The organism is Streptococcus sp. 1449 (assembly GCF_013276805.1).
Taxonomy (GTDB): Bacteria; Bacillota; Bacilli; order Lactobacillales; family Streptococcaceae; genus Streptococcus; species Streptococcus pseudopneumoniae.
On the sequence record NZ_VMLS01000072.1, the window covers coordinates 1 to 24,823 of the forward strand.

The window sequence follows — 24,823 nt, forward strand, 5'->3', positions numbered from 1 at the left end:
AAGACATTCTCACATTCGAATTACATTCCATCCCTGATAGCGTAAAACAAACTAGTCAGGGTGACTAGTTTGTGGTATAATGAAAGGGACTCAAAAAGAAACAGGAGAAAAATGATGGATTTACTTTTAGCAATTGTATTGATTGTGCTAGCTTTTTTAGGAGGAGCTATTGGAGGAATGTACTTGGTTCGTAAGCAAATCGAAAAGGAATTCGCTGACAACCCACGTTTGAATGCTGAAGCAGTTCGTACTCTTTTGAGTGCAAATGGTCAAAAACCAAGCGAAGCCAAGGTACAACAAGTTTACCACCAAATCATTCGCCAACAAAAGGCAGCCCTTGCTAACAATAAAAAGAAAAAATAGATAAGGAAAAGTCTGGGATGAAAGTTCCAGACTTCTCACTATGTTGGCTAAGGGTTTAGGGATGAGACTTTTTCCTTGCATTCTATTGATATTTGATTATGATTAAGAGAGATAGTTATTGATTAGGCTGTCATTATTCAGTTCATAAGGAACGGTAATCATAATGAACTATCAATCAGAAAAAAGACTAGAAAGAAGACTGTATGGATAATCGCCCAATTGGTTTTTTGGATTCGGGTGTCGGGGGCTTGACCGTTGTGCGCGAGCTCATGCGCCAGCTTCCCCATGAAGAAATCGTCTATATTGGAGATTCGGCACGGGCTCCCTATGGTCCCCGTCCTGCTGAGCAAATTCGTGAATATACTTGGCAGTTGGTCAACTTTCTTTTGACCAAGGATGTCAAAATGATTGTCATTGCTTGTAATACTGCGACTGCGGTCGTCTGGGAAGAAATCAAGGCTCAACTAGATATTCCTGTCCTAGGTGTTATTTTGCCAGGAGCTTCGGCAGCTATCAAGTCCAGTCAAGGTGGGAAAATAGGTGTGATTGGAACGCCCATGACGGTACAATCAGATATCTATCGTCAGAAAATTCATGATCTGGCTCCAGACTTACAGGTGGAGAGTTTGGCCTGTCCCAAGTTTGCCCCCTTGGTCGAGTCTGGCGCCCTGTCAACCAGTGTTACCAAGAAAGTGGTCTATGAAACCCTGCGTCCCTTGGTTGGAAAGGTGGATAGCCTGATTTTGGGTTGTACCCATTATCCATTGCTCAGACCTATTATTCAAAATGTCATGGGACCAAAGGTTCAGCTCATCGATAGTGGAGCAGAGTGCGTACGGGACATCTCAGTCTTACTTAATTATTTTGAAATCAATCGTGGTCGCGATGCTGGACCACTTAATCACCGTTTTTACACAACAGCCAGCAGCCAAAGTTTTGCACAAATTGGTGAAGAATGGCTGGAAAAAGAGATTCATGTGGAGCATGTAGAATTATGACAAATAAAATTTATGAATATAAGGATGAACAGGACTGGTATGTCGGGTCCTATGGTATTTTTGGTGGCGTCCGGACGTTGACGGATGATGACTTGGATTTTCCTCTATTGGAGTTTGCCCAAAGATTTCGCGATGAGGATCGAGGTTTTCCTGTTTCTGTTACTGTTTTACGCTATGGTTCCCTCTACCGTTTATTGTCTTTTGTGGTAGATATCCTCAACCAAGAAATGGGACGAAATGTAGAAGTCATTCAACGTCAGGGGGGGGTTCTCTTAGTTGAAAATGGGCAACTCCTGCATGTAGAATTGCCTAAAGAAGGTGTTGATGTAGAAGCATTCTTTGAGACAAACAAGGTCAGAGAAACCTTATTGATTGCGACTCGTAACGAAGGCAAGACCAAAGAGTTCCGAGCTATCTTTGATAAGTTAGGCTACGATGTGGAAAATCTTAATGACTATCCTGACCTGCCTGAAGTAGCTGAAACAGGCATGACCTTCGAAGAAAATGCCCGTCTCAAGGCAGAAACCATTTCTCAATTAACGGGCAAGATGGTTTTGGCAGATGATTCTGGTCTCAAAGTCGATGTCCTTGGTGGCTTACCAGGCGTCTGGTCAGCTCGTTTCGCAGGTGTGGGAGCAACTGACCGTGAAAATAATGCCAAACTCTTGCACGAATTGGCCATGGTCTTTGAACTCAAGGACCGCTCGGCTCAGTTCCACACAACCCTAGTCGTAGCCAGCCCAAATAAGGAAAGTTTAGTTGTTGAAGCAGACTGGTCAGGTTATATTAACTTTGAACCTAAGGGTGAAAATGGCTTTGGCTATGATCCCCTCTTCCTTGTAGGAGAAACAGGTGAGTCATCAGCTGAATTAACCCTGGAAGAAAAAAATAGTCAATCTCACCGTGCCTTAGCCGTTAAGAAACTTTTGGAGGTATTTCCATCATGGCAAAGCAAACCATCATTGTAATGAGCGATTCCCATGGCGATAGCTTGATTGTGGAAGAAGTCCGTGATCGCTATGTGGGCAAAGTCGATGCCGTTTTTCATAACGGCGATTCTGAACTACGTCCGGATTCTCCACTTTGGGAGGGCATCCGCGTTGTTAAAGGGAACATGGACTTCTACGCCGGCTACCCAGAACGTCTGGTGACTGAGCTTGGTTCGACCAAGATTATCCAAACTCATGGTCACTTGTTTGACATCAATTTCAACTTTCAAAAGTTGGACTACTGGGCTCAGGAGGAAGAGGCCGCTATCTGCCTCTATGGTCACTTGCATGTGCCAAGTGCTTGGTTGGAAGGCAAGATCCTCTTTCTAAATCCAGGTTCTATCAGTCAACCACGAGGTACCATCAGAGAATGTCTCTATGCTCGTGTGGAGATTGATGATAGTTACTTCAAAGTGGACTTTTTGACACGAGATCACGAGGTGTATCCAGGTTTGTCCAAGGAGTTTAGCCGATGATTGCCAAGGAGTTTGAGACTTTCTTGTTGGGGCAGGAGGAAACTTTTTTGACCCCTGCTAAAAATCTAGCTGTGTTGATTGATACCCACAATGCGGATCATGCGACCCTCTTGCTCAGTCAGATGACCTATACCCGTGTTCCTGTTGTGACAGATGAAAAACAGTTTGTTGGGACGATTGGACTCAGAGATATTATGGCTTATCAGATGGAGCATGACTTGAGCCAAGAAATCATGGCGGATACGGATATCGTTCATATGACAAAAACGGACGTAGCGGTTGTTTCGCCTGATTTCACCATTACGGAGGTCTTGCACAAGCTAGTAGATGAGTCCTTCTTACCGGTTGTGGATGCAGAGGGTATTTTCCAAGGGATTATTACGCGCAAGTCCATCCTCAAGGCCGTTAATGCCCTCTTGCATGACTTTAGTAAGGAATATGAGATTCGATGCCAATGAGAGACAGGATTTCAGCCTTTTTAGAGGAAAAGCAGGGCTTGTCTGTCAATTCCAAGCAGTCCTATAAGTATGATTTGGAGCAATTTTTAGACATGGTAGGTGAGCGGATTTCTGAGACCAGTCTCAAGATTTACCAAGCCCAGCTAGCCAATCTAAAAATCAGCGCCCAGAAGCGAAAGATTTCGGCCTGTAACCAATTTCTATACTTTCTCTATCAAAAAGGAGAGGTGGACAGCTTTTACCGCTTGGAATTAGCCAAACAAGCTGAAAAGAAGACGGAAAAGCCAGAGATTCTATACCTAGACTCTTTTTGGCAGGAAAGCGACCATCCAGAGGGACGCTTGCTAGCGCTCTTAATCCTAGAAATGGGGCTCTTGCCCAGTGAGATTTTAGCCATCAAGGTTGCGGACATCAATCTGGATTTTCAGGTGTTGCGAATCAGCAAGGCTTCCCAACAGAGGATTGTCAGCATTCCCACGACCTTGCTTTCGGAGTTGGAACCCTTGATGGGCCAGATATATCTCTTTGAAAGGGGAGGGAAAGCCTATTCTCGTCAGTGGGCCTTTCGTCAGTTAGAAGCTTTTGTCAAGGAGAAAGGTTTCTCAACCTTATCAGCTCAAGTCTTACGTGAACAGTTTATTCTAAGACAAATAGAAAACAAGGTCGATTTGTACGAAATTGCAAAAAAATTAGGATTAAAAACAGTCCTGACCTTAGAAAAATATAGATAATGGATATTAAATTAAAAGATTTTGAAGGGCCCCTGGACTTGCTCTTGCACCTGGTTTCTAAGTATCAGATGGATATCTACGATGTGCCCATTACGGAAGTTATCGAACAGTATCTAGCCTATGTCTCAACCCTGCAGGCCATGCGTCTGGAAGTGACGGGTGAGTACATGGTTATGGCCAGTCAGCTCATGTTGATTAAGAGCCGCAAGCTCTTGCCAAAGGTAGCGGAAGTGACAGATTTGGAAGATGACCTGGAGCAGGATCTTCTCTCTCAAATTGAAGAATACCGCAAGTTCAAGCTCTTGGGGGAGCACTTGGAAGCCAAACACCAAGAACGGGCCCAGCACTATTCCAAAGCGCCGACAGAGTTGATATACGAAGATGCGGAGCTTGTGCATGACAAGACGACCATTGATCTCTTTTTGGCTTTTTCAAATATCCTAGCCAAGAAAAAAGAGGAGTTTGCACAGAACCACACGACTATCTTGAGGGATGAGTATAAGATTGAGGACATGATGATTATCGTGAAAGAGTCCTTGGCTGGACGAGATCAATTGAGCTTGCAGGATTTGTTTAAGGAAGCCCAGAATCTCCAAGAGGTCATCACCCTCTTTTTGGCAACCCTAGAGTTAATCAAAACCCAGGAGCTAACCCTCGTACAAGAGGAGAGTTTCGGAGATATTTATCTCATGGAAAAGAAGGAAGAAAGTCAAGTGGCCCAAAGCTAGACTTGATAGAGAGGAAAGATGAGTACTTTAGCAAAAATAGAAGCGCTCTTGTTTGTAGCGGGTGAAGATGGGATTAGAGTCCGCCAGTTAGCTGAACTCCTCTCTCTGCCACCGACAGGCATCCAACAGAGTTTAGAAAAATTAGCCCAGAAGTATGAAAAGGCCCCAGATTCCAGTTTGGCTCTAATTGAGACAGGGGGCGCTTATAGATTGGTGACCAAGCCTCAATTTGCAGAGATTTTGAAGGAATACTCTAAGGCACCTATCAACCAGAGTTTATCTCGGGCTGCCCTTGAAACCTTGTCCATCATTGCTTACAAACAGCCCATCACACGGATAGAGATTGATGCCATCCGTGGGGTCAACTCGAGTGGGGCCTTGGCAAAGTTGCAGGCCTTTGACTTGATACGAGAAGACGGGAAAAAAGAAGTGTTGGGTCGCCCCAACCTCTATGTGACTACAGATTATTTCCTAGATTACATGGGAATTAACCATTTGGAAGAATTACCAGTGATTGATGAGCTTGAGATTCAAGCCCAAGAAAGCCAATTATTTGGTGAAAGGATAGAAGAAGATGAGAATCAATAAGTATATTGCCCACGCAGGTGTGGCCAGTAGGAGAAAAGCAGAAGAGCTGATCAAGCAAGGTTTGGTGACGGTTAACGGCCAAGTGGTACGTGAACTAGCAACCACTATCAAGTCAGGCGATAAGGTTGAAGTTGAAGGCCAACCTATCTACAACGAAGAAAAGGTCTATTATCTGCTTAACAAACCACGCGGTGTCATTTCCAGTGTGATAGATGACAAGGGCCGCAAGACGGTTGTCGACCTCTTGCCCAACGTGAAAGAGCGCATCTACCCTGTAGGTCGTTTGGACTGGGATACATCAGGAGTTTTGATTTTGACTAATGATGGGGATTTTACGGATGAGATGATTCACCCTCGTAATGAGATTGACAAGGTTTATGTCGCGCGTGTTAAAGGTGTGGCCAATAAGGATAATCTCCGCCCCTTGACCCGTGGACTTGAGATTGATGGTAAGAAAACCAAACCGGCTGTCTATGAGATTCTCAAAGTGGACCCAGTCAAAAACCGCTCTGTGGTGCAGTTGACTATCCATGAAGGGCGTAACCACCAGGTTAAAAAGATGTTTGAAGCTGTCGGTCTCCAAGTAGATAAGTTGTCACGGACCCGTTTTGGACATCTAGACTTGACAGGACTTCGTCCAGGAGAATCCCGTCGTCTTAATAAAAAAGAAATCAGCCAACTACACACCATGGCTGTAACCAAGAAATAATGAAACGAATTTTAATAGCGCCTGTGCGCTTTTACCAACGGTTTATCTCACCAGCCTTTCCACCCTCTTGTCGCTTTGAGCCGACTTGTTCCAACTACATGATTCAGGCTATTGAAAAACATGGCTTCAAGGGTGTTTTGATGGGCTTGGCTCGGATTTTACGTTGCCATCCCTGGTCGAAAACAGGTAAGGACTCCGTCCCAGACCACTTTTCCCTCAAACGGAATCAAGAAGGGGAATGAGGTGAGGTAAATAGATTTCAAAATGATAAAAACGCATCCTATCAGGTTTGAGTGAACTTGATAGGATGCGTTTTAGAATGTCAAAATTTTATACTCTTCGAAAATCTCTTCAAACCACGTCAGCTTCTATCTGCAACCTCAAAACAGTGTTTTGAGCAACCTGCGGCTAGTTTCCTAGTTTGCTCTTTGATTTTCATTGAGTATTAAATTGAGTTTGAAGTGGCTTATTTCAAAGCTTTTTGTGTGTCTTCAATCATGAGTTTTGTTGATTCAAGACCTCCTCCACTTAGATACCAGAGGTCTGGTGTTAGTTGGATAATCTTACCATTTTTAGCGGCAGGTGTTTCAGCGATAAGGGCATTTTCTAGGACACCGTCGTTGCTAGAGTTGTCCCCACCGATGGCAAGAGTACGGTTGATGACAAAGAGGATGTCAGGATTGATTTCTTTGACACTTTCAAAGCTGACTTCTTGTCCGTGGCGAGAATCTTCAAATTGAGTATCAGTTGGCTTGAATTTCAAGGTTTGGTACAAGAAAGAGAAACGAGATTGGGCACCAAAGGCAGCCATTTTTCCTTCATTGAGGAGGATGGCAAGGGCTTTTTTGTCAGAGCTTTCATTTTTAGTAGCGACTTCTTGGATGCTCTTGTCTAGCTTGTCCAATTCTTCCTTGGCTTTCTGTGTACTAGTTTCACCAAAGGCGCTTGCTAGGGATTCGATATTAGTCTTGGTAGAAGTCCAGTAGTCGTCCTTGCTTGCTTGGAAGAGAACTGTTGGGGCGATTTCTTTGAATTTGTCTACGAATTTTTGTGTACGTAGGGAAGCAATAATCAAATCAGGCTCAAGGGCGGCGATAGCTTCTAAATCAGGTTCTCTCATAGAACCAACATTTTTAACTTTTCCAGCTAGGTCTTTGAGATAGGTTGGTACTGTTTTTGTAGGCATTCCAACGATATTTTTTTCAAATCCTAGAGCACGAATAGTATCCGCAGCGCCGAGGTCAAAGGTCACAATCTTTTCAGGAACTTTGGAAAGTTTGACTTCGTCTAGTGAACTTTTAATGGTTATCTCTGTTGGAGCAGAGTTGCTTGTTTCCGACTGACTAGTGCTTGAGTTTGTATTTGTACTGCATGCACCAAGTAGAAGCAAGAAGCTGGCCACTAGGGCAGTGAAATAAAGTTTAAGGGATGTTTTCATGATTTCTCCTTTTTAAAATGTGATAACGATTTAGGGAGTCTCTTGGTCTTATTGACTAAGAGACCGAAGGTTCTCTAACTTGAGCTTCTATGTTACTAGCTATAGATACAGATCTTTTTGCCATTGATATCAGCTAGCGTGATAGGAATCTCATAGAGTTGACTGAGCAGGTCAGCCTGCATGATTTGATTGGTTCTTCCCTTGCTAAAGACTTGACCGTCCTTGAAGGCGATAATTTCATCCGCATACTGGCTGGCCATGTTAATATCGTGGAGGACGATGATAATGGTCTTGCCGAGTTCCTCCACCAGTCGCCGAAGAATCTGCATCATGCTGACGCTTTGCTTGATATCGAGATTGTTGAGTGGTTCGTCCAGCAAGATAAAGTCCGTATCCTGGGCCAGTACCATAGCGATAAAGACACGTTGGAGCTGGCCGCCAGACAGACTATCGATGTAGCGGTCTTTTAAGTTTATCAGTTCCAGATAGTTCAGAGTTTCTCGAATTTTTTCCCAGTCTTCTTCTCTCAGGCGTCCTCGGCTGTAGGGAAAACGTCCAAAGCTGACCAGTTCTTCAACGGTTAATTTTGCCTGGTAATTGATCTTCTGCTTTAGGATGGTCAGTTCTTGGGCTAGTTCTTGCGAATTCCAACTCTCGATTTCACGACCTTTGATACTGAGAATTCCCTGATCTTTCTTGGTCAGTCTGCTCATGATGGAGAGGAGAGTCGATTTTCCAGCACCATTTGGACCAATGAAGGCTGTCAGTTTCTGAGGACTGACTTCAAGCGAAATGCCTTGCAAAATATCCTGTTTTTGAATGGATTTGTCAATGTTTTCCAGTTTCACCGACGCGCCCTCCTATAAAGTAAGATAAAGAATAAGAAGCCACCCACACTCTCGATGATCATACTGATGCGAATTTCCAGCGCAAAGACTCGTTCAATCAAGGCCTGCCCCAAGGTCAAACTGATAAATCCGACCAGAATGGCCACGATAAAGAGCAACTTGTGCCGATAGTCTTTGACAATTAGGTAAGTGAGGTTGGCTAGCATAAAGCCGAAGAAGGCCATAGGTCCTACCAGGGCAGTTGCTGTTGAGGTCAAAAGTACGATACCCCAGAGGAGTTCTTTCTGTTCTTTTTCAACATCGAGTCCCAATACCTGAGCTGTTTCTCTTTGCAGGTGCAAGACATCCAGAATGACTGCTTTTTGAAAGAAAAAGATTGTCAAAGCAAGGATAATCAGAGAACCAATGGCTAGGATGGAAGTGTTGAGATGTTGAAAGGAGGCAAAGAGACTATTCTGCAGTTTATCGTATTCGTTTGGATCCATCAGGACCTGAAGGAAGGTACTGATATTTCGAAAGAGACTTCCGAGGGCTAGACAGATCAACAGAATGAAGACAAGGTCTTGCTTCATCAGTGTCTTCAAGTAGCCTTGCAAGGCGAGAAAGAAGAGGGATTGAAGTAGAAGTAAGACTAGGAATTCTAAAATGGGAGACTTCCCGAGTTGAAGAAACTTACTTTCAAAAACCAGTAGTAGGGTTTGTAGTAGGACGTAGAAGGATTCGATTCCCAAAATACTTGGCGTCAGGAAACGATTTTCCGTCAGGGTTTGAAAACTAATGGTCGAAATCCCAGTCGCGATAGCTACCAAGAGATAAACGACAATTTTTTGGGAACGTAGCTTCCAGGCAAAGGCAGACAGGTGGGTGATGGGCCAAAAATAGAGGAGACAAGCTCCAATGGCCAGAATAATGAGAAGGCAGAAGAGTTTGGTATGTTTGCTTTTAAACTGCATCTTTTCGTCCCCCTCTCCAGAGAAGTAGGATAAAGACGAGGCTACCAATGATTCCTAGTAGAAGACTGACAGACAGCTCATAGGGCCGAATCAGAACTCGGGATAGGATGTCGCAGGCCAGAACTAGATTGGCACCAACCAGTGCGACCATGAGTTTGGTCTGGCTTAGATTATCTCCATAGCGCTTGCGAACAAGATTGGGAACGATGACCCCGAGAAATGGCAAGCCACCCACGGTAATCATGGTGACACTAGTCGTTAGTGCCACCAGAAAGAGGGCCAGTTTTTCAAGTAGGGAGTAGGAAATCCCCAAACTCTCGCTGGTTTCTTTCCCTAGATTCATGATAGTGAAGGTTTGGGATAATTTCCAAACGGCTATCAGGATGATGAGGCCTAAGAAGAGCCACTCATACTGATGAGTCTGAATCATGGAGAAGGATCCTTGGGTCCAAGCACTCATACTCTGAACCAGATTGAAACGATAGGCGATAACTTCTGTGACTGAGTCGATAATCCCACTATAGATGATTCCAATCAGAGGCAACATCCACCTTTCCTTTACAGTAAAAATGGTCATAAAGGCTAGGAAGAAGAGGGTAAATATGATGGATGAAACAAAAGCGAAGAGCATCTTTTGGGTTAGACTCGCAGACGGAAAGATAAAGAGGCTCAATACCATTCCCAGTTTGGCGGCTTCAGTGGTTCCAACTGTACTCGGAGCAGCAAACTGATTTTGAGTGATGGTCTGCATGAGAAGGCCTGCCATACTCATACTAGAGGCCGCAAGGAGAATACTGATGGTTCTTGGAAGACGGGACTCCTGAAATAGTAGCCAGGTCTGCTGGTCGAAAGCAAAGAGTTTTCCCCATGAAAAATCACTGGTTCCAATGCTAATAGAGAGAAAGACTAGGAGCAGAAGTAAGCCAATTAAATAATGAGAAAGTTTCATACCCCGTCCTTTCATGTAGATTTGGTATCGAAAGATACCTGCGGATATTACTGTAACATGTTTTTTCTAATCTGTCAATAAAATTTCTGACAATTTAATGTAAAAAAGAAAGAAAAATTCCTGAAAGAATATCTGTCTCTCTTTTTTATAGGAAAACTGAGTAAGAAACTATCCACCTTCCCACTATCCTTCTCCTCTAAAAAGTGGTAAAATGGATGAAAGAAAGAAGGAACTGAAATGACAACATTATTTTCAAAAATTAAAGAAGTAACAGAACTTGCTGCTATCTCAGGTCATGAGGCGCCTGTCCGTGCTTATCTTCGTGAAAAATTGACACCGCATGTGGATGAAGTGGTGACAGATGGCTTGGGTGGTATTTTTGGTATTAAACATTCAGAAGCAGCGGATGCGCCGCGCGTCTTGGTCGCTTCTCACATGGATGAAGTTGGTTTTATGGTCAGCGAAATCAAGCCAGATGGTACCTTCCGTGTCGTAGAAATCGGTGGCTGGAACCCCATGGTAGTCAGCAGCCAACGTTTCAAACTTCTGACTCGTGACGGTCGTGAAATTCCTGTGATTTCAGGTTCTGTTCCGCCGCATTTGACTCGTGGAAAGGGGGGACCAACCATGCCAGCCATTGCCGATATCGTCTTTGATGGCGGTTTTGCGGATAAGGCTGAGGCAGAAAGTTTTGGAATCCGTCCTGGTGATACCATCGTACCAGATAGCTCTGCAATCTTGACAGCCAATGAAAAAAATATCATCTCAAAAGCTTGGGACAACCGCTACGGTGTTCTTATGGTTAGCGAGTTGGCGGAAGCTCTGTCAGGTCAGAAACTTGGCAATGAACTCTATCTGGGTTCTAACGTCCAAGAAGAGGTTGGTCTCCGTGGTGCGCATACTTCCACAACCAAGTTTGACCCAGAAGTTTTCCTAGCAGTTGACTGCTCACCTGCTGGTGATGTTTATGGCGGTCAAGGCAGGATTGGAGATGGAACCTTGATTCGTTTCTACGATCCAGGTCACTTGCTTCTCCCAGGAATGAAGGATTTCCTTTTGACAACAGCTGAAGAAGCTGGTATCAAGTACCAATACTACTGTGGTAAAGGCGGAACAGACGCTGGCGCAGCACATCTGAAAAATGGTGGTGTCCCATCAACAACAATCGGAGTCTGTGCTCGTTATATCCATTCTCACCAAACACTTTATGCAATGGATGACTTCCTAGAAGCGCAAGCCTTCTTACAAGCCTTGGTGAAGAAATTGGATCGTTCAACGGTTGATTTGATTAAACATTATTAAACATAAGGAGGTGGTAGGGATGGTAGAACCAAACCTAGAAAGCCTTATAAAAGATCTTTACAATCATGCTCGACATGATTTGAGTGAGGATTTAGTTGCTGCTCTCCTAGATACTGCTAAAAAACTGCCTACTACAAATGAGCAATTGCTGGCAGTTCGTCTCTCAGGTTTGGTCAATCATGAATTGCTCCTAAATCCCAAACATCCGGCACCTGAGTTGCTCAATTTGGCTCGTTTTATCAAGAGAGAAGAAACCAAGTACAGAGGAACCGCAGTTTCTGCGCTTATGTATGGGGAGATTTTTAAAATGCTTTGATTCCATTGTGGATCAAAGTATTTTTTGGTACGACGGGCATGTTGTGCATCTGAGGTGTAAGTCCTCGGTGGGCACCTGCTACCGGTGAACCCAATAGCGATTCCCAAGCCTGACTATCGTGAGGTAGCGGATTAAAACGGTCTGGGGATAGACCGTTTTAAGTCTGACACTGGAAATAAGAATCGTCAGAGGAAGGGATAGCGAAATCGTGGCTCTACGAACAGGAAGGTGATAGTAAGGCGTATATAGCGGATAAGGGGGCCAGAAACTCTAAAGTCCAAAAAGGTAGTCGTAACCTATATGCGTAAATCACGAGAGTAATTGAATTCGGACTAAGGTTTGTGTGAAAAAGATAAATCTTTCTAGAGTCTAAAGACTCTGCGTCAGATTTCCTATTTTCACTCTAACCTTTTAACGTCCTCATATCTTGTATAAACGAGGAAAGATGTAGGACTTATCCCGTGAGGTCTCATGAGCGCTGAAAGCGTAGTAACAAGGAATCATGAGAAGTCAGCCGAGACCATAGTAGTGATGAAACTTCTGTAATGGAAGTGGAACGAAGTGAGGAATCGTCAAACGGTAGGGGATAGGCTGTTTGAAGTGTGCTATGAGAAAGATAGGGTAAGGTGAAATTAATACTCTTCGAAAATCTCTTCAAACCACGTCAGCTTCATCCGTAACCTCAAAGCAGTGCTTTGAGCTGACTTCGTCAGTTCTATCTACAACCTCAAAACACTGTTTTGAGCAGCCTGCGGCTAGCTTCCTAGTTTGCTCTTTGATTTTCATTGAGTATAAATACGAACAAATTGATTGGGAAATTCAAATTGCTTTCTATCAATGTTTTAGAAGATACAGTGCCCTAGTCCAACTTCAATATACTATAGAAGAACAGATGGAAGCAATTATGATTGACTTCTATCTTTAAAATAAATGGTCTGATAGGAAAAACGTGTCTCCTAATAAAATATAGGATAGTACGGATGGAAGGCTTTTGTAGACTGGAGGACGAAGGAGTTTAGAAACTCTCGTTAAAAGTTAGTTGAACCGGAGTATGGTGATGTAAATCATTATCAAAAATTATTTCTAAATCGAAATAGTTGACAGTTGAAAGGACAAGTGTTACAATTATTCTATTCATTTCGATATCGAAATAATTGGAGGTGTTATGAAAGATAGTCATTTGCTAGCCCATCATATTCGTTTGTTGAATGGGCGGATTTTTCAGAAGTTACTGAGCCAAGATCCTGAGGCTCTTTATAGGGGTGAACAGGGTAAGATTTTAGCGGTTTTATGGAATAGTAAAACTGGCTGCGCAACTGCGACAGATATCGCGCTTGCGACTGGGCTTGCGAATAATACGCTGACGACTATGATAAAAAAGCTAGAGGAACAAAAGCTTGTAATTGTTAGTCCGTGTGGAAAAGACAAGCGTAAGAAGTATTTAGTTTTAACGGAGTTAGGCAAGTCCCAGAAAGAAGTGGGGCATCGTGTTAGTCAGAAATTGGATACGATCTTTTACAAAGGATTTTCAGAGGAAGAAATTCGGCAATTTGAAGCCTTTCAAGAAAGAATTTTGGCGAATCTGAAAGAGAAGGCAAAAGAGGATTAAAATAGATCAAATTAGCTGTTTATAAGTAAAGGCCATTTTTGACTTTATTTTCCAACTCTTAGGACAAGGAAATTATGTGGTTAGCTATGGTCAGACTCAGATTGATGGCCTTGCTTATGCCCAGTACAATATCTTCCGTTTAGAAAATGGAAAAATTGTGGAGCATTGGGACAATAAGGAAGTCATGCCTAAGGTAGAAGACATGACCAATCGAGGAAAGTTTTAAAATGAGGACAAAGAATGATTGAATACAAAAATGTAGCCTTGCGCTACACAGAAAAAGATGTCTTGAGAGATGTCAATTTACGGATTGATAATGGGGAATTTATGGTTTTAGTTGGGCCTTCTGGATCCGGTAAAACGACCATGATTAAGATGATTAACCGTCTCTTGGAACCGACTGATGGAAATATTTATATGGATGGCAAGCGCATCAAAGACTATGACGAGCGGGAGCTTCGTCTGTCTACTGGTTATGTTTTACAGGCCATTGCTCTCTTTCCCAATCTAACGGTTGAGGAAAATATTGCCCTGATTCCTGAGATGAAGGGCTGGACTAAGGAAGAAATTGCTCAGAAAACAGAAGAGCTCTTGGCTAAGGTTGGTTTACCAGTATCCGAGTATGGGCATCGACTTCCAAGTGAGCTATCTGGTGGAGAACAGCAACGGGTTGGAATTGTTCGTGCTATGATTGGTCAGCCTAAGATTCTCCTCATGGATGAACCTTTTTCAGCCTTGGATGCTATTTCGAGAAAACAGTTGCAGATTCTGACGAAAGAATTGCATAAAGAATTTGGGATGACAACGATTTTTGTAACCCATGATACGGATGAAGCTCTGAAATTGGCGGACCGTATTGCTGTCTTGCAGGATGGAGAGATTCGCCAGGTGGCGAATTCCGAGACTATTTTAAAAGCTCCTGCAACAGATTTTGTAGCAGACTTGTTTGGAGGTAGTGTTCATGACTAATTTAATTGCAACTTTTCAGGATCGTTTTAGTGATTGGTTGACAGCTCTATCTCAACATTTGCAGTTGTCACTTTTGACACTGTTACTAGCTATTTTTATCGCGATTCCCTTAGCGGTATTTCTTCGTTATCATGAAAAGATGGCGGACTGGGTCTTGCAGATTGCAGGGATTTTCCAGACCATCCCCTCATTGGCCTTGTTGGGACTCTTTATCCCCTTGATGGGAATTGGAACCTTGCCTGCATTGACAGCTCTAGTGATCTATGCGATTTTTCCGATTTTGCAAAATACCATCACTGGACTCAAGGGAATTGATCCGAGTCTGCAAGAGGCTGGGATTGCCTTTGGGATGACCAGATGGGAACGTCTCAAGAAATTCGAAATTCCACTGGCCATGCCGGTTATCATGTCTGGGATTCGGACTGCAGCTGTCTTGGTTATCGGTACGGCAACCTTGGCTGCCTTGATTGGTGCAGGGGGACTGGGTTCCTTTATCCTTTTGGGAATTGACCGTAATAATGCCAGTCTGATTTTGATTGGGGCACTTTCTTCTGCAGTGCTAGCCATTGCCTTTAACTTCCTACTAAAAGTGATGGAAAAAGCAAAATTGCGGACGATTTTTTCTGGTTTTGCCTTGGTGACCTTATTGCTTGGTTTGTCTTATAGTCCAGCTCTTTTGGCTCAAAAAGAGAAAGAGAACTTGGTCATTGCTGGGAAATTGGGACCAGAACCAGAAATTTTGGCCAATATGTATAAACTCCTCATTGAAGAAAATACCAGTATGACTGCGACTGTTAAACCGAATTTTGGGAAAACAAGCTTCCTCTATGAAGCTCTGAAAAAAGGCGATATTGACATCTATCCTGAATTTACAGGAACGGTGACTGAAAGTTTACTTCAGCCATCACCGAAAGTGAGTCATGAGCCAGAGCAGGTTTATGATGTAGCGCGTGATGGTATTGCCAAACAGGATCATCTAGCCTATCTCAAACCCATGTCTTATCAAAATACCTATGCTGTAGCTGTTCCGAAAAAGATTGCTCAAGAATATGGCTTGAAGACCATTTCGGACTTGAAAAAAGTGGAAGGGCAGCTGAAGGCAGGTTTTACTCTCGAGTTTAATGACCGTGAAGACGGAAATAAGGGCTTGCAGTCAATGTATGGTCTCAATCTTAATGTGGCGACCATGGAGCCAGCCCTTCGCTATCAGGCAATTCAGTCAGGTGATATTCAAATCACGGATGCCTATTCAACCGATGCAGAGTTGGCACGTTATGATTTACAGGTATTGGACGATGACAAACAACTCTTCCCACCTTATCAAGGGGCTCCACTGATGAAAGAAGCTCTTCTCAAGAAACATCCAGAGTTGGAAACAGTTCTCAATAAATTGGCTGGTAAAATTACTGAAAGCCAGATGAGCCAGCTCAACTATCAAGTCGGTGTTGAAGGCAAGTCAGCGGAACAAGTAGCCAAGGAATTTCTACAAGAACAAGGTTTGTTGAAGAAATGATGGGGTAGAGACTTTAAACATACTGAACTCAACTTCCTTAAACGACTAGATAAAAGAATGCTCAGACAATTTCGTCTGGGCTTTTTTGATGTGAGAATGACTGAATGTCACTTAAAATGGAAAGAAAGAGAAAATTTTCATGATTTTCTAAAATTTTACTGTAAAGACAGTTGACTATTCATAAAATAGGTGTATAATATTTTGTGAACTACTTAACAAATAAGGGGTTTCAGCTCATGTCGACTAAGGTTAGAAATCTTGTGTATAGGCAGTTCATTATCTAATAGAGCGTTGCGTCCGAAAGTCTATCCAGACACGGCTCTTTAAAAACAAAAGGAGAAATGATGCATACTTATTTGCAAAAGAAAATTGAAAATATCAAAACAACCCTAGGTGAAATGTCAGGTGGTTACCGTCGTATGGTTGCGGCTATGGCTGATTTAGGATTTTCAGGAACTATGAAGGCTATCTGGGATGACCTCTTTGCCCATCGTAGTTTTGCCCAGTGGATTTATTTGCTGGTTTTAGGAAGTTTTCCTCTCTGGCTGGAGTTGGTTTACGAACATCGTATTGTTGACTGGATTGGGATGATTTGTAGCTTGACAGGGATTATCTGTGTAATCTTTGTATCGGAAGGTCGAGCAAGTAATTATCTTTTTGGCTTGATTAACTCTGTTATTTACCTTATTTTGGCCCTACAGAAAGGCTTTTATGGTGAGGTGCTGACGACACTTTACTTCACAGTCATGCAGCCAATTGGACTTCTAGTTTGGATTTATCAGGCACAGTTTAAGAAGGAAAAGCAGGAGTTTGTCGCGCGTAAACTGGACGGCAAGGGCTGGACAAAGTATCTTTCCATTAGTGTGCTTTGGTGGTTGGCCTTTGGCTTCATTTATCAGTCTATTGGTGCCAATCGTCCCTATCGTGATTCAATCACAGATGCAACCAATGGGGTAGGGCAAATCCTCATGACAGCTGTTTACCGTGAACAGTGGATATTCTGGGCGGCTACCAATGTCTTTTCAATCTATCTCTGGTGGGGAGAAAGCCTGCAAATTCAAGGGAAATATCTAATTTATCTCATTAACAGTCTAGTTGGTTGGTATCAATGGAGCAAGGCAGCTAAGCAGAATACTGATTTACTTAACTAGGAAAAGATGTTTGAAAGTGCTGTTTTGAGATTTCGATTAAAACAGATATAGTTGATAATCAAGGATTTATAGTATGAAAAAGAGGATCGGCGGGTCCTCTTTTGTTGTTGAAAAGATAAAAAACTCAGTAACCTAGAAATAAGACAACTGAGCTTTACTCTATATTCAATTTTTAGGAATGAGAAGGTCTAGATAAAATTGGACAACTTCCTGGTCTGTGAAATCTTGACCTTTTTTGAGCCACCAGGTCAATGTCTCGATAAAGTTGGACATGACCAAGTGTTGGAGGTAAGAAGTAGGCAGATTAGGGTGGGCTTCTTTTAAATTATCAGCTAGCACGGAATAGACATGGTGTTCTAGCTCTTTATGGAGTTGACGGAGGAAGTAGTCATTTTTGGAAAATAGCAGACTGGTGATATGGTCTTGGTTTTTATGAAAATGGAGAAAGAGGTGGGCGAGGTAGTCCTCGGTTGAAATGGCTTGCTCTCTTTCAAAAAGATGATGGAAGAGGTAGCGGCAGAGCTGGTCCAGAAGAAGCTCCTTACTCTCATAGTGACAGTAAAAGGTGGATCGTCCCACATCTGCGAGATCAATGATATCCTGAACAGTAGTGGTCTCGTAGCCCTTAGCATTCAAAAGTTGTATAAAAGCTTGATAGATGGCTTTTTTGGTTTTGCTGATACGGCGGTCAATGTTAGTCATATGGACACTTAAGGCAAATTGTTCAGAACTGAATAAAGCTGACCTTTTGCTTCTATCCTTTCTTTGAGTTTTAGTGGATAATGATAATGAACAAGGTGTTCATAAATCTATTATAACAAAGGAATGAGAAATATGAAGGCAAAATATGCTGCTTGGGTGGCTTTTTTCTTAAATTTGACTTATGCCATTGTTGAGTTTATTGCAGGTGGAATATTTGGTTCTAGCGCTGTTCTTGCTGACTCTGTGCATGACTTGGGAGATGCGATTGCAATTGGAATATCAGCTTTTTTAGAAACAATCTCCAATCGTGAAGAAGACAATCAGTACACCTTGGGCTATAAGCGGTTTAGCCTGCTAGGAGCCTTGGTAACAGCTGTGATTCTCGTAACGGGCTCTGTTCTAGTCATTTTGGAAAATGTCACGAAGATTTTGCATCCGCAACCAGTCAATGATGAGGGGATTCTCTGGTTAGGAATTATTGCGATTACTATCAATCTGTTAGCGAGTCTGGTGGTTGGTAAGGGAAAGACAAAGAATGAGTCTATTCTGAGTCTGCATTTTCTGGAAGATACGCTAGGGTGGGTAGCTGTTATCCTGATGGCGATTGTTCTTCGATTTACGGACTGGTATATCCTAGATCCTCTTTTGTCCCTTGTCATTTCTTTCTTTATTCTTTCAAAAGCCCTTCCACGTTTTTGGTCTACACTCAAGATTTTCTTGGATGCTGTGCCAGAAGGTCTTGATATCAAGCAAGTAAAGAGTGGCCTGGAGCGATTGGACAATGTGGCCAGCCTTAATCAGCTTAATCTCTGGACTATGGATGCTTTGGAAAAAAATGCCATTGTCCATGTTTGTCTAAAAGAAATGGAACATATGGAAACTTGTAAAGAGTCTATTCGAATTTTCCTAAAAGATTGTGGTTTTCAAAATATTACCATTGAAATTGATGCTGACCTAGAAACTCACCAAACCCATAAGCGAAAGGTGTGTGACTTGGAACGGAGTTATGAGCATCAACATTAGAAAAAAGTGAAAAATACTTGGGTACTATCTTATTTGGAATAGAGTAATTTCTTTATTATTTAAATATTTCAAAAATTGGTAAGAGAAGAGCATTGTATAAACTCCAGATATATGATTGTTAATGATAAAAATTTTTCGATTAGGTGCAAAATGCTTGACTTGGAGTCAACTCAAAGTTATATAATAAGATAAGTGAGTTAGAGTAGCTTAAACTCAGTGAATGAAAGGAGAGGAGGTTAGCCTATGAATATTAAATCTGCCAGTGATTTGTTGGGAATTTCAGCGGATACGATTCGGTATTATGAACGGGTTGGTCTTGTGCCACCGATTACTCGTACTGCAACTGGGATTCGTGATTTTCAAGATCAGGATATAGAAGCGCTGGAATTTATTAAGTGTTTTCGTTCGACAGGTGTCTCTGTAGACAGTTTAGTTGACTATATGTCGCTCTACCAAAAGGGGGATGAAACGCGAGAGGAGAGGCTTGGTATTTTAGAAGAGGAAAAGAAAAAATTAGAGGAGCGCTTGTCTCAGTTACAGACGGCTTTAAATCGCTTAAATCTCAAAATTAAACTTTATAAGGAAGGAAAATTTTAAATGAAATCAGCAGTATATACAAAGGCAGGTCAGGTTGGACTTGCTAGCATTGAACGTCCGCAAATAATAGAAGCGGATGATGTGATTATTCGTGTGGTTCGTGCGTGCGTTTGTGGTTCAGATTTATGGAGGTACCGTAATCCAGAAACGAAAGCTGGACACAAAAATAGTGGACACGAAGCGATTGGGATTGTTGAAGAAGCTGGGGAAGCCATTACGACGGTGAAACCAGGTGATTTTGTGATTGTCCCTTTTACACATGGATGTGGTGAGTGTGATGCCTGTCTTGCTGGATTTGACGGTTCTTGCGACAATCATATTGGCAATAATTTGGGGGGTGATTTTCAGGCAGAATATATTCGCTTCCACTATGCAAACTGGGCGCTGGTTAAAATCCCTGGTCAACCTTCTGACTATACAGAAGGGATGCTCAAGTCCCTTTTGACTCTTGCAGATGTCATGCCGACAGGCTATCATGCGGCGCGTGTTGCAAATGTTCAAAAAGGGGACAAGGTTGTTGTTATCGGTGATGGGGCTGTTGGTCAATGTGCTGTCATCGCGGCTAAGATGCGTGGAGCATCACAAATTATCCTTATGAGCCGTCATGAAGACCGTCAAAAGATGGCTATGGAGTCAGGTGCGACAGCTGTTGTTGCAGAACGTGGTCAAGAAGGAATTACCAAGGTGCGTGAAATCCTCGGTGGAGGAGCAGACGCAGCACTTGAATGTGTTGGTACGGAGGCTGCTATAGAACAGGCGCTAGGTGTTCTTCATAATGGAGGGCGTATGGGCTTTGTAGGAGTCCCACACTATAATAATCGTGCTCTTGGTTCGACATTTATTCAAAATATCTCTGTAGCAGGTGGGGCAGCTTCTGCTACAACATACGATAAGCAATTTTTACTAAAAGCCGTCCTTGATGGTGATATCAATCCAGGTCGCGTCTTTACTTCAAGTTATAAACTGGAAGATATCGACCAAGCCTACAAAGATATGGATGAACGTAAGACAATTAAGTCTATGATTGTAATCGAATAAAAAACGAATAGGAGTTTTAGAACTCTATTCGTTTTTTATGTTATCCTATTCTTGATTTAGGGTACTTTCTCTTAATGTCAGTTTGGTTCCCAACATGGTCAGGCTAGGTATTTTCCGACCATGGAGTACTTCTTTGTTAAGAATATCCATACCTGCTCGGCCCATTTCTTCAGTATAAACCGTGATGCTAGAAAGGGGAGGATAAACCTGTTTGGTCAGACTAGTGTCGTTAAAGGAAATGAGGGTGACACGATCTGGCAGGCTGATTCCAGCCTCTTGAAGGGCACGGAGGGCGCCGATAGCTAAACTATCGCTAGCTGCAAAAAATGCTGGTGGGAGTTGGTCTCCCAAACTCTGAATAGCCTCCTTCATCAGGTCATAACCAGACTGGGCAGTAAAGCTTCCTTGAAAGACCAGTTCATCATGATAGATTCCTTTTGTTTGACTGTAGTTCTTAAAGTTTTCCAGACGCTTGTCCTGAATGATTTCTTCTTGATCAGTTGTTTCTTCAAGACCTGTTAGAATCCCAATGCGATTCAGCCCTTGACTGAGGAAATAATCGACAACCTGTTTCATAGCAGTGTAAAAGTCCGTAATAATGCAGGTATGTCCCATGGAAAGTGTATCACTGTCTAGAAATACAAGAGGCTTTTGGTATTCTTCAAAGGCAGAAATCTGAGCTCGACTAAATTTTCCGATACAGAGAATCCCAATCACTTCCTCGCTCAGTGTAAAAGGATGGTCATTAAAATAGCGCAAGATATCATAGTCCAACTCTTGGGCTCTTTTTTCTATGCCTAGGCGAATCTGGTAGTAGTAGAGGTCGTCCAGCTCCCCTTGTTCGCTGACCCATTGGATAATGGCAATCTTTTGCTTGGGCTTGTGGGACTCGCCTGTCTTGAGGTGCTTAGTGTAGCCCAACTCTTCAGCAACGGTTAAAATACGGTGTCTGGTTTCTTCTGTGACAGATAGGCTCTGATCGCGGTTGAGGACACGGGATACGGTCGCGATAGAAACAGAGGCTAGCTGTGCAATGTCTTTTAAGGTAGCCATAAATCCTCCTTGATTAGGTTAGTATATCATATTTTTCTGCTTTTTACCGATAGTTTAGTAAAATTTTAGTAAAAAGGATTGACCTTGGAAAATCCCTTGGATACAATAGAAGAAAACGATTACACGTTAAGGTGACTTAACGGACAGTAAAAGGAGAAATCATATGATACAACATCTTACTGCTGAAGCTCTTCGTAAAGACTTTCTTGCTGTTTTTGGTCAAGAAGCAGATCAAACCTTCTTTTCACCAGGTCGTATCAACTTGATTGGTGAGCACACAGACTATAATGGTGGACATGTATTTCCAGCAGCCATTTCCTTAGGAACTTATGGGGCTGCTCGCAAACGTGATGACCAAGTCTTGCGTTTCTACTCAGCTAACTTTGAGGACAAGGGCATTATCGAAGTGCCTTTAGCGGACCTCAAATTTGAAAAAGAGCACAACTGGACTAACTATCCAAAAGGGGTTCTTCATTTCTTGCAAGAAGCTGGGCACGTGATTGATAAAGGTTTTGATTTTTATGTTTATGGGAATATCCCAAATGGTGCTGGCCTGTCTTCTTCAGCATCCTTGGAGCTCTTGACAGGAGTCGTGGCAGAGCATCTCTTTGATTTAAAATTAGAGCGTCTCGATTTGGTTAAAATCGGAAAACAAACAGAAAACAACTTTATCGGAGTCAACTCTGGTATCATGGACCAGTTTGCTATTGGTATGGGGGCTGATCAACGTGCTATTTACCTTGATACCAACACCTTAGAGTATGATTTGGTGCCACTTGATTTGAAGGACAATGTCGTTGTTATCATGAACACCAACAAACGCCGTGAATTGGCGGACTCTAAATACAATGAACGTCGTGCTGAGTGTGAAAAAGCAGTGGAAGAATTGCAAGTGGCTTTGGATATTCAGACCCTGGGTGAATTGGACGAGTGGGCCGTTGACCAATATAGCTATTTGATTAAAGATGAAAATCGTTTGAAACGTGCTCGCCATGCTGTGCTTGAAAACCAACGTACCCTGAAAGCTCAAGCAGCCCTTCAAGCAGGTGATTTGGAAACATTTGGTCGTTTGATGAATGCGTCACACGTTTCTCTGGAGCATGATTATGAAGTAACTGGTTTGGAATTGGATACTCTTGTTCACACAGCTTGGGCACAAGAAGGAGTTCTCGGTGCTCGTATGACAGGGGCTGGTTTTGGTGGCTGTGCCATTGCCTTGGTTCAAAAAGATACTGTTGAGGCCTTTAAGGAAGCTGTAGGCAAACACTACGAGGAAGTAGTTGGATACGCTCCAAGCTTCTATATCGCTGAAGTTGCAGGTGGCACTCGCGTCCTTGACTAGTCAAAAGGAGGCTCTATAGTGATCTTAGTAGATAAATTTGTAACACATGTCATTTCTGAAAGTTCATTTGAGGAAATGGATCGAATCTACCTGACCAATCGTGTTTTGGCACGAGTGGGAGAAGGTGTTTTGGAAGTTGAGACCAATCTGGATAAATTGATTGACCTCAAGGACCAGCTAGTTGAGGAAGCCGTTCGATTAGAGACGATTGAGGATAGTCAGACTGCGCGTGAAATCCTTGGTACTGAATTGATGGACTTGGTGACTCCTTGTCCAAGTCAGGTCAATCGTGACTTTTGGGCAACCTATGCCCAGTCACCAGAGCAGGCGATTGCGGACTTTTACCAACTTAGCCAGAAAAATGACTACATCAAACTCAAGGCTATTGCTAAAAATATCGCTTATCGTGTTCCATATGACTACGGAGAGCTTGAGATTACCATCAATCTCTCTAAGCCTGAAAAGGATCCCAAAGAGATTGCGGCAACCAAGTTGGTGCAAGCTAGTAATTATCCTCAGTGTCAGCTTTGTCTAGAGAATGAGGGCTACCATGGTCGAGTTAACCACCCAGCTCGCAGCAACCACCGTATTATCCGTTTTGAAATGGCGGGTCAGGAGTGGGGCTTCCAGTATTCGCCCTATGCTTACTTTAATGAGCATTGTATCTTTTTAGATGGTCAGCATCGTCCCATGGCCATTAGTCGTCAGAGCTTTGAACGCCTGCTGGCTATCGTAGAGCGGTTTCCAGGATATTTTGCAGGCTCTAATGCCGACCTTCCGATTGTGGGTGGCTCTATTCTGACTCATGATCATTATCAGGGAGGCCGTCACGTATTTCCTATGGAATTGGCTTCCTTGCAAAAGACCTTCCGATTTGCTGGTTTTGAGCAGGTCAAGGCTGGCATTGTCAAGTGGCCCATGTCAGTGTTGCGTTTGACTTCGGCTTCCAAAGAAGATTTGATCAACTTAGCTGATAAGATTTTGCAGGAATGGCGTCAGTATTCAGATCCTAGTGTGCAGATTTTGGCAGAGACAGACGGGACACCGCATCACACCATCACACCTATAGCGCGTAAGCGTGATGGACAGCTTGAGTTGGACTTGGTTTTACGAGATAATCAAACATCACCAGAACATCCTGATGGTATCTATCATCCCCACAAGGATGTTCAACATATCAAGAAGGAAAATATCGGCTTGATTGAGGTCATGGGCTTGGCAATCTTGCCACCACGTCTGAAAGAAGAAGTGGAGCAAGTCGCTAGCTATCTTGTAGGAGAAGCTGTTACAGTTGCCGATTATCATCAGGAATGGGCAGACCAACTCAAAATCCAACATCCAGACCTAACGGATAAAGAAAAAGCCCTTGAAATCGTCAAGGACTCTGTAGGTACTATCTTTGCACGTGTTCTGGAGGACGCAGGTGTTTATAAGCAGACAGAGCAAGGACAGGCAGCTTTTATGCGCTTTGTAGAGCAGGTCGGAATTTTGCCAGACTAGGAGCTTTCTCCTTGCACAGTCCTATAAAAAGTAGTATCATAGTGTCGTTTGAACTATCAGGAGGAAACGATGAAAGATTTTCATTTTGACGCTATATCTGCCTTTGAAAATTACGAAATAGAAAAAATGAGAGATGGTCACGTTGTGGTGACGACCAAAGTAGTGGACTCGTCGCTTAACTACTATGGCAATGCCCATGGTGGCTATCTCTTTACTCTCTGTGACCAAATCAGTGATTTGGTGGTTATCTCACTGGGGCTTGATGGAGTGACGCTTCAGTCCTCTATCAACTATCTCAAGGCAGGAAAACTAGACGATGTGCTGACTATTATAGTTGCTTAGTTTCAAACAAGCATGTTATAATAAAGCTATGGCATATAGTACAGATTTTAAACAGCGAGCATTAGATTACATCAAAGAGGGGGCACAGCCATGTCGAGGCAGCCAAGGTTTTTGATGTTGGCGTCAGAACTCTCTTCA

At 42.9% G+C, this 24,823-nt stretch carries 28 protein-coding genes and 3 pseudogenes; 24 read left to right on the forward strand and 7 right to left on the reverse strand.

The window, feature by feature from the left end:
* The first annotated feature begins 114 nt into the window (after nucleotides 1-114).
* The 10 genes from HT687_RS10175 (at nucleotide 115) to yidD (ending at nucleotide 6,282) form a co-directional block, all read left to right on the forward strand.
* Nucleotides 115-363, forward strand: a complete 249-nt coding sequence (locus tag HT687_RS10175; protein WP_000364983.1) for a YneF family protein — start codon at nucleotides 115-117, stop codon at nucleotides 361-363.
* 203 nt (nucleotides 364-566) lie between these two features.
* Nucleotides 567-1,361, forward strand: coding sequence for a glutamate racemase (racE, locus tag HT687_RS10180; RefSeq protein WP_000370374.1), 795 nt, complete (start codon nucleotides 567-569; stop codon nucleotides 1,359-1,361).
* The gene (locus HT687_RS10185) at nucleotides 1,358-2,329 is read left to right on the forward strand and encodes a nucleoside-triphosphate diphosphatase (RefSeq protein WP_000182447.1); all 972 of its coding nucleotides are present in this window, start codon (nucleotides 1,358-1,360) and stop codon (nucleotides 2,327-2,329) included. The genes racE and HT687_RS10185 overlap by 4 nt, the downstream gene beginning before the upstream one ends.
* Nucleotides 2,305-2,826 carry a metallophosphoesterase gene (locus tag HT687_RS10190; protein ID WP_001118962.1) on the forward strand — a complete coding sequence of 174 codons (522 nt, stop codon included), beginning with the start codon at nucleotides 2,305-2,307 and terminating at the stop codon, nucleotides 2,824-2,826. Before HT687_RS10185 ends, HT687_RS10190 begins: the two co-directional genes overlap by 25 nt.
* The gene (cbpB, locus tag HT687_RS10195) at nucleotides 2,823-3,284 is read left to right on the forward strand and encodes a cyclic-di-AMP-binding protein CbpB (RefSeq protein WP_000560725.1); all 462 of its coding nucleotides are present in this window, start codon (nucleotides 2,823-2,825) and stop codon (nucleotides 3,282-3,284) included. Before HT687_RS10190 ends, cbpB begins: the two co-directional genes overlap by 4 nt.
* The gene (gene xerD / locus HT687_RS10200) at nucleotides 3,281-4,015 is read left to right on the forward strand and encodes a site-specific tyrosine recombinase XerD (protein WP_277422124.1); all 735 of its coding nucleotides are present in this window, start codon (nucleotides 3,281-3,283) and stop codon (nucleotides 4,013-4,015) included. The genes cbpB and xerD overlap by 4 nt, the downstream gene beginning before the upstream one ends.
* Nucleotides 4,015-4,743, forward strand: coding sequence for a segregation/condensation protein A (locus HT687_RS10205; protein WP_172924187.1), 729 nt, complete (start codon nucleotides 4,015-4,017; stop codon nucleotides 4,741-4,743). Before xerD ends, HT687_RS10205 begins: the two co-directional genes overlap by 1 nt.
* Before the next feature lie 18 nt (nucleotides 4,744-4,761).
* A complete protein-coding gene (gene scpB, locus HT687_RS10210; protein ID WP_000105298.1) occupies nucleotides 4,762-5,331 on the forward strand; it encodes an SMC-Scp complex subunit ScpB in 570 nt (189 codons plus the stop codon).
* Nucleotides 5,318-6,040, forward strand: coding sequence for a pseudouridine synthase (locus HT687_RS10215; protein WP_001222218.1), 723 nt, complete (start codon nucleotides 5,318-5,320; stop codon nucleotides 6,038-6,040). Before scpB ends, HT687_RS10215 begins: the two co-directional genes overlap by 14 nt.
* Complete coding sequence (gene yidD, locus HT687_RS10220) at nucleotides 6,040-6,282, forward strand: membrane protein insertion efficiency factor YidD (RefSeq protein ID WP_000821628.1); 243 nt, start codon at nucleotides 6,040-6,042, stop codon at nucleotides 6,280-6,282. Before HT687_RS10215 ends, yidD begins: the two co-directional genes overlap by 1 nt.
* A gap of 224 nt (nucleotides 6,283-6,506) precedes the next feature.
* Here yidD and HT687_RS10225 read toward each other — a convergent pair whose 3' ends face one another.
* The 4 genes from HT687_RS10225 to HT687_RS10240 all read right to left on the reverse strand — a co-directional run bounded on the left by HT687_RS10225 (nucleotide 6,507) and on the right by HT687_RS10240 (nucleotide 10,228).
* Nucleotides 6,507-7,478 (reverse strand): siderophore ABC transporter substrate-binding protein, encoded by a 972-nt coding sequence (locus HT687_RS10225; RefSeq protein WP_000858270.1) that lies wholly within the window; start codon nucleotides 7,476-7,478, stop codon nucleotides 6,507-6,509.
* A gap of 95 nt (nucleotides 7,479-7,573) precedes the next feature.
* Complete coding sequence (locus HT687_RS10230; RefSeq protein WP_000764295.1) at nucleotides 7,574-8,326, reverse strand: ATP-binding cassette domain-containing protein; 753 nt, start codon at nucleotides 8,324-8,326, stop codon at nucleotides 7,574-7,576.
* Nucleotides 8,323-9,279 (reverse strand): iron chelate uptake ABC transporter family permease subunit, encoded by a 957-nt coding sequence (locus HT687_RS10235; protein ID WP_001159838.1) that lies wholly within the window; start codon nucleotides 9,277-9,279, stop codon nucleotides 8,323-8,325. The genes HT687_RS10230 and HT687_RS10235 overlap by 4 nt, the downstream gene beginning before the upstream one ends.
* Complete coding sequence (locus tag HT687_RS10240) at nucleotides 9,269-10,228, reverse strand: ABC transporter permease (RefSeq protein WP_172924188.1); 960 nt, start codon at nucleotides 10,226-10,228, stop codon at nucleotides 9,269-9,271. Before HT687_RS10240 ends, HT687_RS10235 begins: the two co-directional genes overlap by 11 nt.
* A gap of 237 nt (nucleotides 10,229-10,465) precedes the next feature.
* Here HT687_RS10240 and pepA point away from each other — a divergent pair, with 237 nt between their 5' ends.
* Together pepA and HT687_RS10250 are read left to right on the forward strand one after the other, a co-directional pair.
* On the forward strand, nucleotides 10,466-11,530 hold the full coding sequence (pepA, locus tag HT687_RS10245) for a glutamyl aminopeptidase (RefSeq protein ID WP_000209172.1): 1,065 nt from the start codon (nucleotides 10,466-10,468) through the stop codon (nucleotides 11,528-11,530).
* A gap of 19 nt (nucleotides 11,531-11,549) precedes the next feature.
* Nucleotides 11,550-11,846: a hypothetical protein gene (locus HT687_RS10250; RefSeq protein ID WP_000230139.1), complete on the forward strand. Its 297-nt coding sequence runs from the start codon at nucleotides 11,550-11,552 to the stop codon at nucleotides 11,844-11,846.
* Nucleotides 11,847-12,500: 654 nt separating this feature from the next.
* On the opposite strand, the gene HT687_RS12240 is transcribed toward HT687_RS10250, so the two are convergent.
* Nucleotides 12,501-12,632, reverse strand: a complete 132-nt coding sequence (locus HT687_RS12240; protein ID WP_257390041.1) for a hypothetical protein — start codon at nucleotides 12,630-12,632, stop codon at nucleotides 12,501-12,503.
* 379 nt (nucleotides 12,633-13,011) lie between these two features.
* Here HT687_RS12240 and HT687_RS10255 point away from each other — a divergent pair, with 379 nt between their 5' ends.
* The 5 genes and pseudogenes from HT687_RS10255 to pnuC all read left to right on the forward strand — a co-directional run bounded on the left by HT687_RS10255 (nucleotide 13,012) and on the right by pnuC (nucleotide 17,088).
* A complete protein-coding gene (locus tag HT687_RS10255; RefSeq protein ID WP_000655206.1) occupies nucleotides 13,012-13,455 on the forward strand; it encodes a MarR family transcriptional regulator in 444 nt (147 codons plus the stop codon).
* 37 nt (nucleotides 13,456-13,492) lie between these two features.
* Nucleotides 13,493-13,681: pseudogene (locus HT687_RS10260) on the forward strand (polyketide cyclase); the annotation flags it as partial.
* A gap of 14 nt (nucleotides 13,682-13,695) precedes the next feature.
* Complete coding sequence (locus HT687_RS10265; protein WP_000575219.1) at nucleotides 13,696-14,424, forward strand: ABC transporter ATP-binding protein; 729 nt, start codon at nucleotides 13,696-13,698, stop codon at nucleotides 14,422-14,424.
* A complete protein-coding gene (locus HT687_RS10270; RefSeq protein ID WP_000182940.1) occupies nucleotides 14,417-15,937 on the forward strand; it encodes an ABC transporter permease/substrate-binding protein in 1,521 nt (506 codons plus the stop codon). Before HT687_RS10265 ends, HT687_RS10270 begins: the two co-directional genes overlap by 8 nt.
* Before the next feature lie 344 nt (nucleotides 15,938-16,281).
* On the forward strand, nucleotides 16,282-17,088 hold the full coding sequence (pnuC, locus tag HT687_RS10275; protein ID WP_000557779.1) for a nicotinamide riboside transporter PnuC: 807 nt from the start codon (nucleotides 16,282-16,284) through the stop codon (nucleotides 17,086-17,088).
* A 165-nt stretch (nucleotides 17,089-17,253) separates the two neighbouring features.
* Here the strand turns inward: pnuC and sczA are convergent, their stop codons facing one another.
* Nucleotides 17,254-17,790 (reverse strand): TetR/AcrR family transcriptional regulator SczA, encoded by a 537-nt coding sequence (gene sczA / locus HT687_RS10280; protein WP_000181704.1) that lies wholly within the window; start codon nucleotides 17,788-17,790, stop codon nucleotides 17,254-17,256.
* A 132-nt stretch (nucleotides 17,791-17,922) separates the two neighbouring features.
* On the opposite strand from sczA, the gene czcD reads away from it, so the two are divergent.
* The 3 genes from czcD (at nucleotide 17,923) to HT687_RS10295 (ending at nucleotide 20,448) form a co-directional block, all read left to right on the forward strand.
* On the forward strand, nucleotides 17,923-18,813 hold the full coding sequence (gene czcD, locus HT687_RS10285; protein WP_000645093.1) for a cation diffusion facilitator family transporter CzcD: 891 nt from the start codon (nucleotides 17,923-17,925) through the stop codon (nucleotides 18,811-18,813).
* 243 nt (nucleotides 18,814-19,056) lie between these two features.
* On the forward strand, nucleotides 19,057-19,410 hold the full coding sequence (gene nmlR / locus HT687_RS10290) for a stress response transcriptional regulator NmlR (RefSeq protein ID WP_001022631.1): 354 nt from the start codon (nucleotides 19,057-19,059) through the stop codon (nucleotides 19,408-19,410).
* Nucleotides 19,411-20,448 (forward strand): alcohol dehydrogenase catalytic domain-containing protein, encoded by a 1,038-nt coding sequence (locus HT687_RS10295; protein WP_000833733.1) that lies wholly within the window; start codon nucleotides 19,411-19,413, stop codon nucleotides 20,446-20,448.
* Between the two features lie 45 nt (nucleotides 20,449-20,493).
* Here HT687_RS10295 and galR read toward each other — a convergent pair whose 3' ends face one another.
* Nucleotides 20,494-21,501 (reverse strand): DNA-binding transcriptional regulator GalR, encoded by a 1,008-nt coding sequence (gene galR / locus HT687_RS10300; RefSeq protein WP_000212529.1) that lies wholly within the window; start codon nucleotides 21,499-21,501, stop codon nucleotides 20,494-20,496.
* Nucleotides 21,502-21,664: 163 nt separating this feature from the next.
* Between galR and HT687_RS10305 the strand changes: the two genes are divergently transcribed.
* From HT687_RS10305 to HT687_RS12050, 4 genes and pseudogenes are all read left to right on the forward strand, one after another.
* Nucleotides 21,665-22,843 carry a galactokinase gene (locus tag HT687_RS10305; protein ID WP_023937127.1) on the forward strand — a complete coding sequence of 393 codons (1,179 nt, stop codon included), beginning with the start codon at nucleotides 21,665-21,667 and terminating at the stop codon, nucleotides 22,841-22,843.
* Between the two features lie 18 nt (nucleotides 22,844-22,861).
* Nucleotides 22,862-24,343, forward strand: coding sequence for a UDP-glucose--hexose-1-phosphate uridylyltransferase (locus HT687_RS10310; protein WP_023937129.1), 1,482 nt, complete (start codon nucleotides 22,862-22,864; stop codon nucleotides 24,341-24,343).
* 69 nt (nucleotides 24,344-24,412) lie between these two features.
* A pseudogene (locus HT687_RS10315) lies at nucleotides 24,413-24,673 on the forward strand (PaaI family thioesterase); the annotation flags it as partial.
* A gap of 40 nt (nucleotides 24,674-24,713) precedes the next feature.
* Nucleotides 24,714-24,823: pseudogene (locus HT687_RS12050) on the forward strand (IS630 transposase-related protein); the annotation flags it as partial.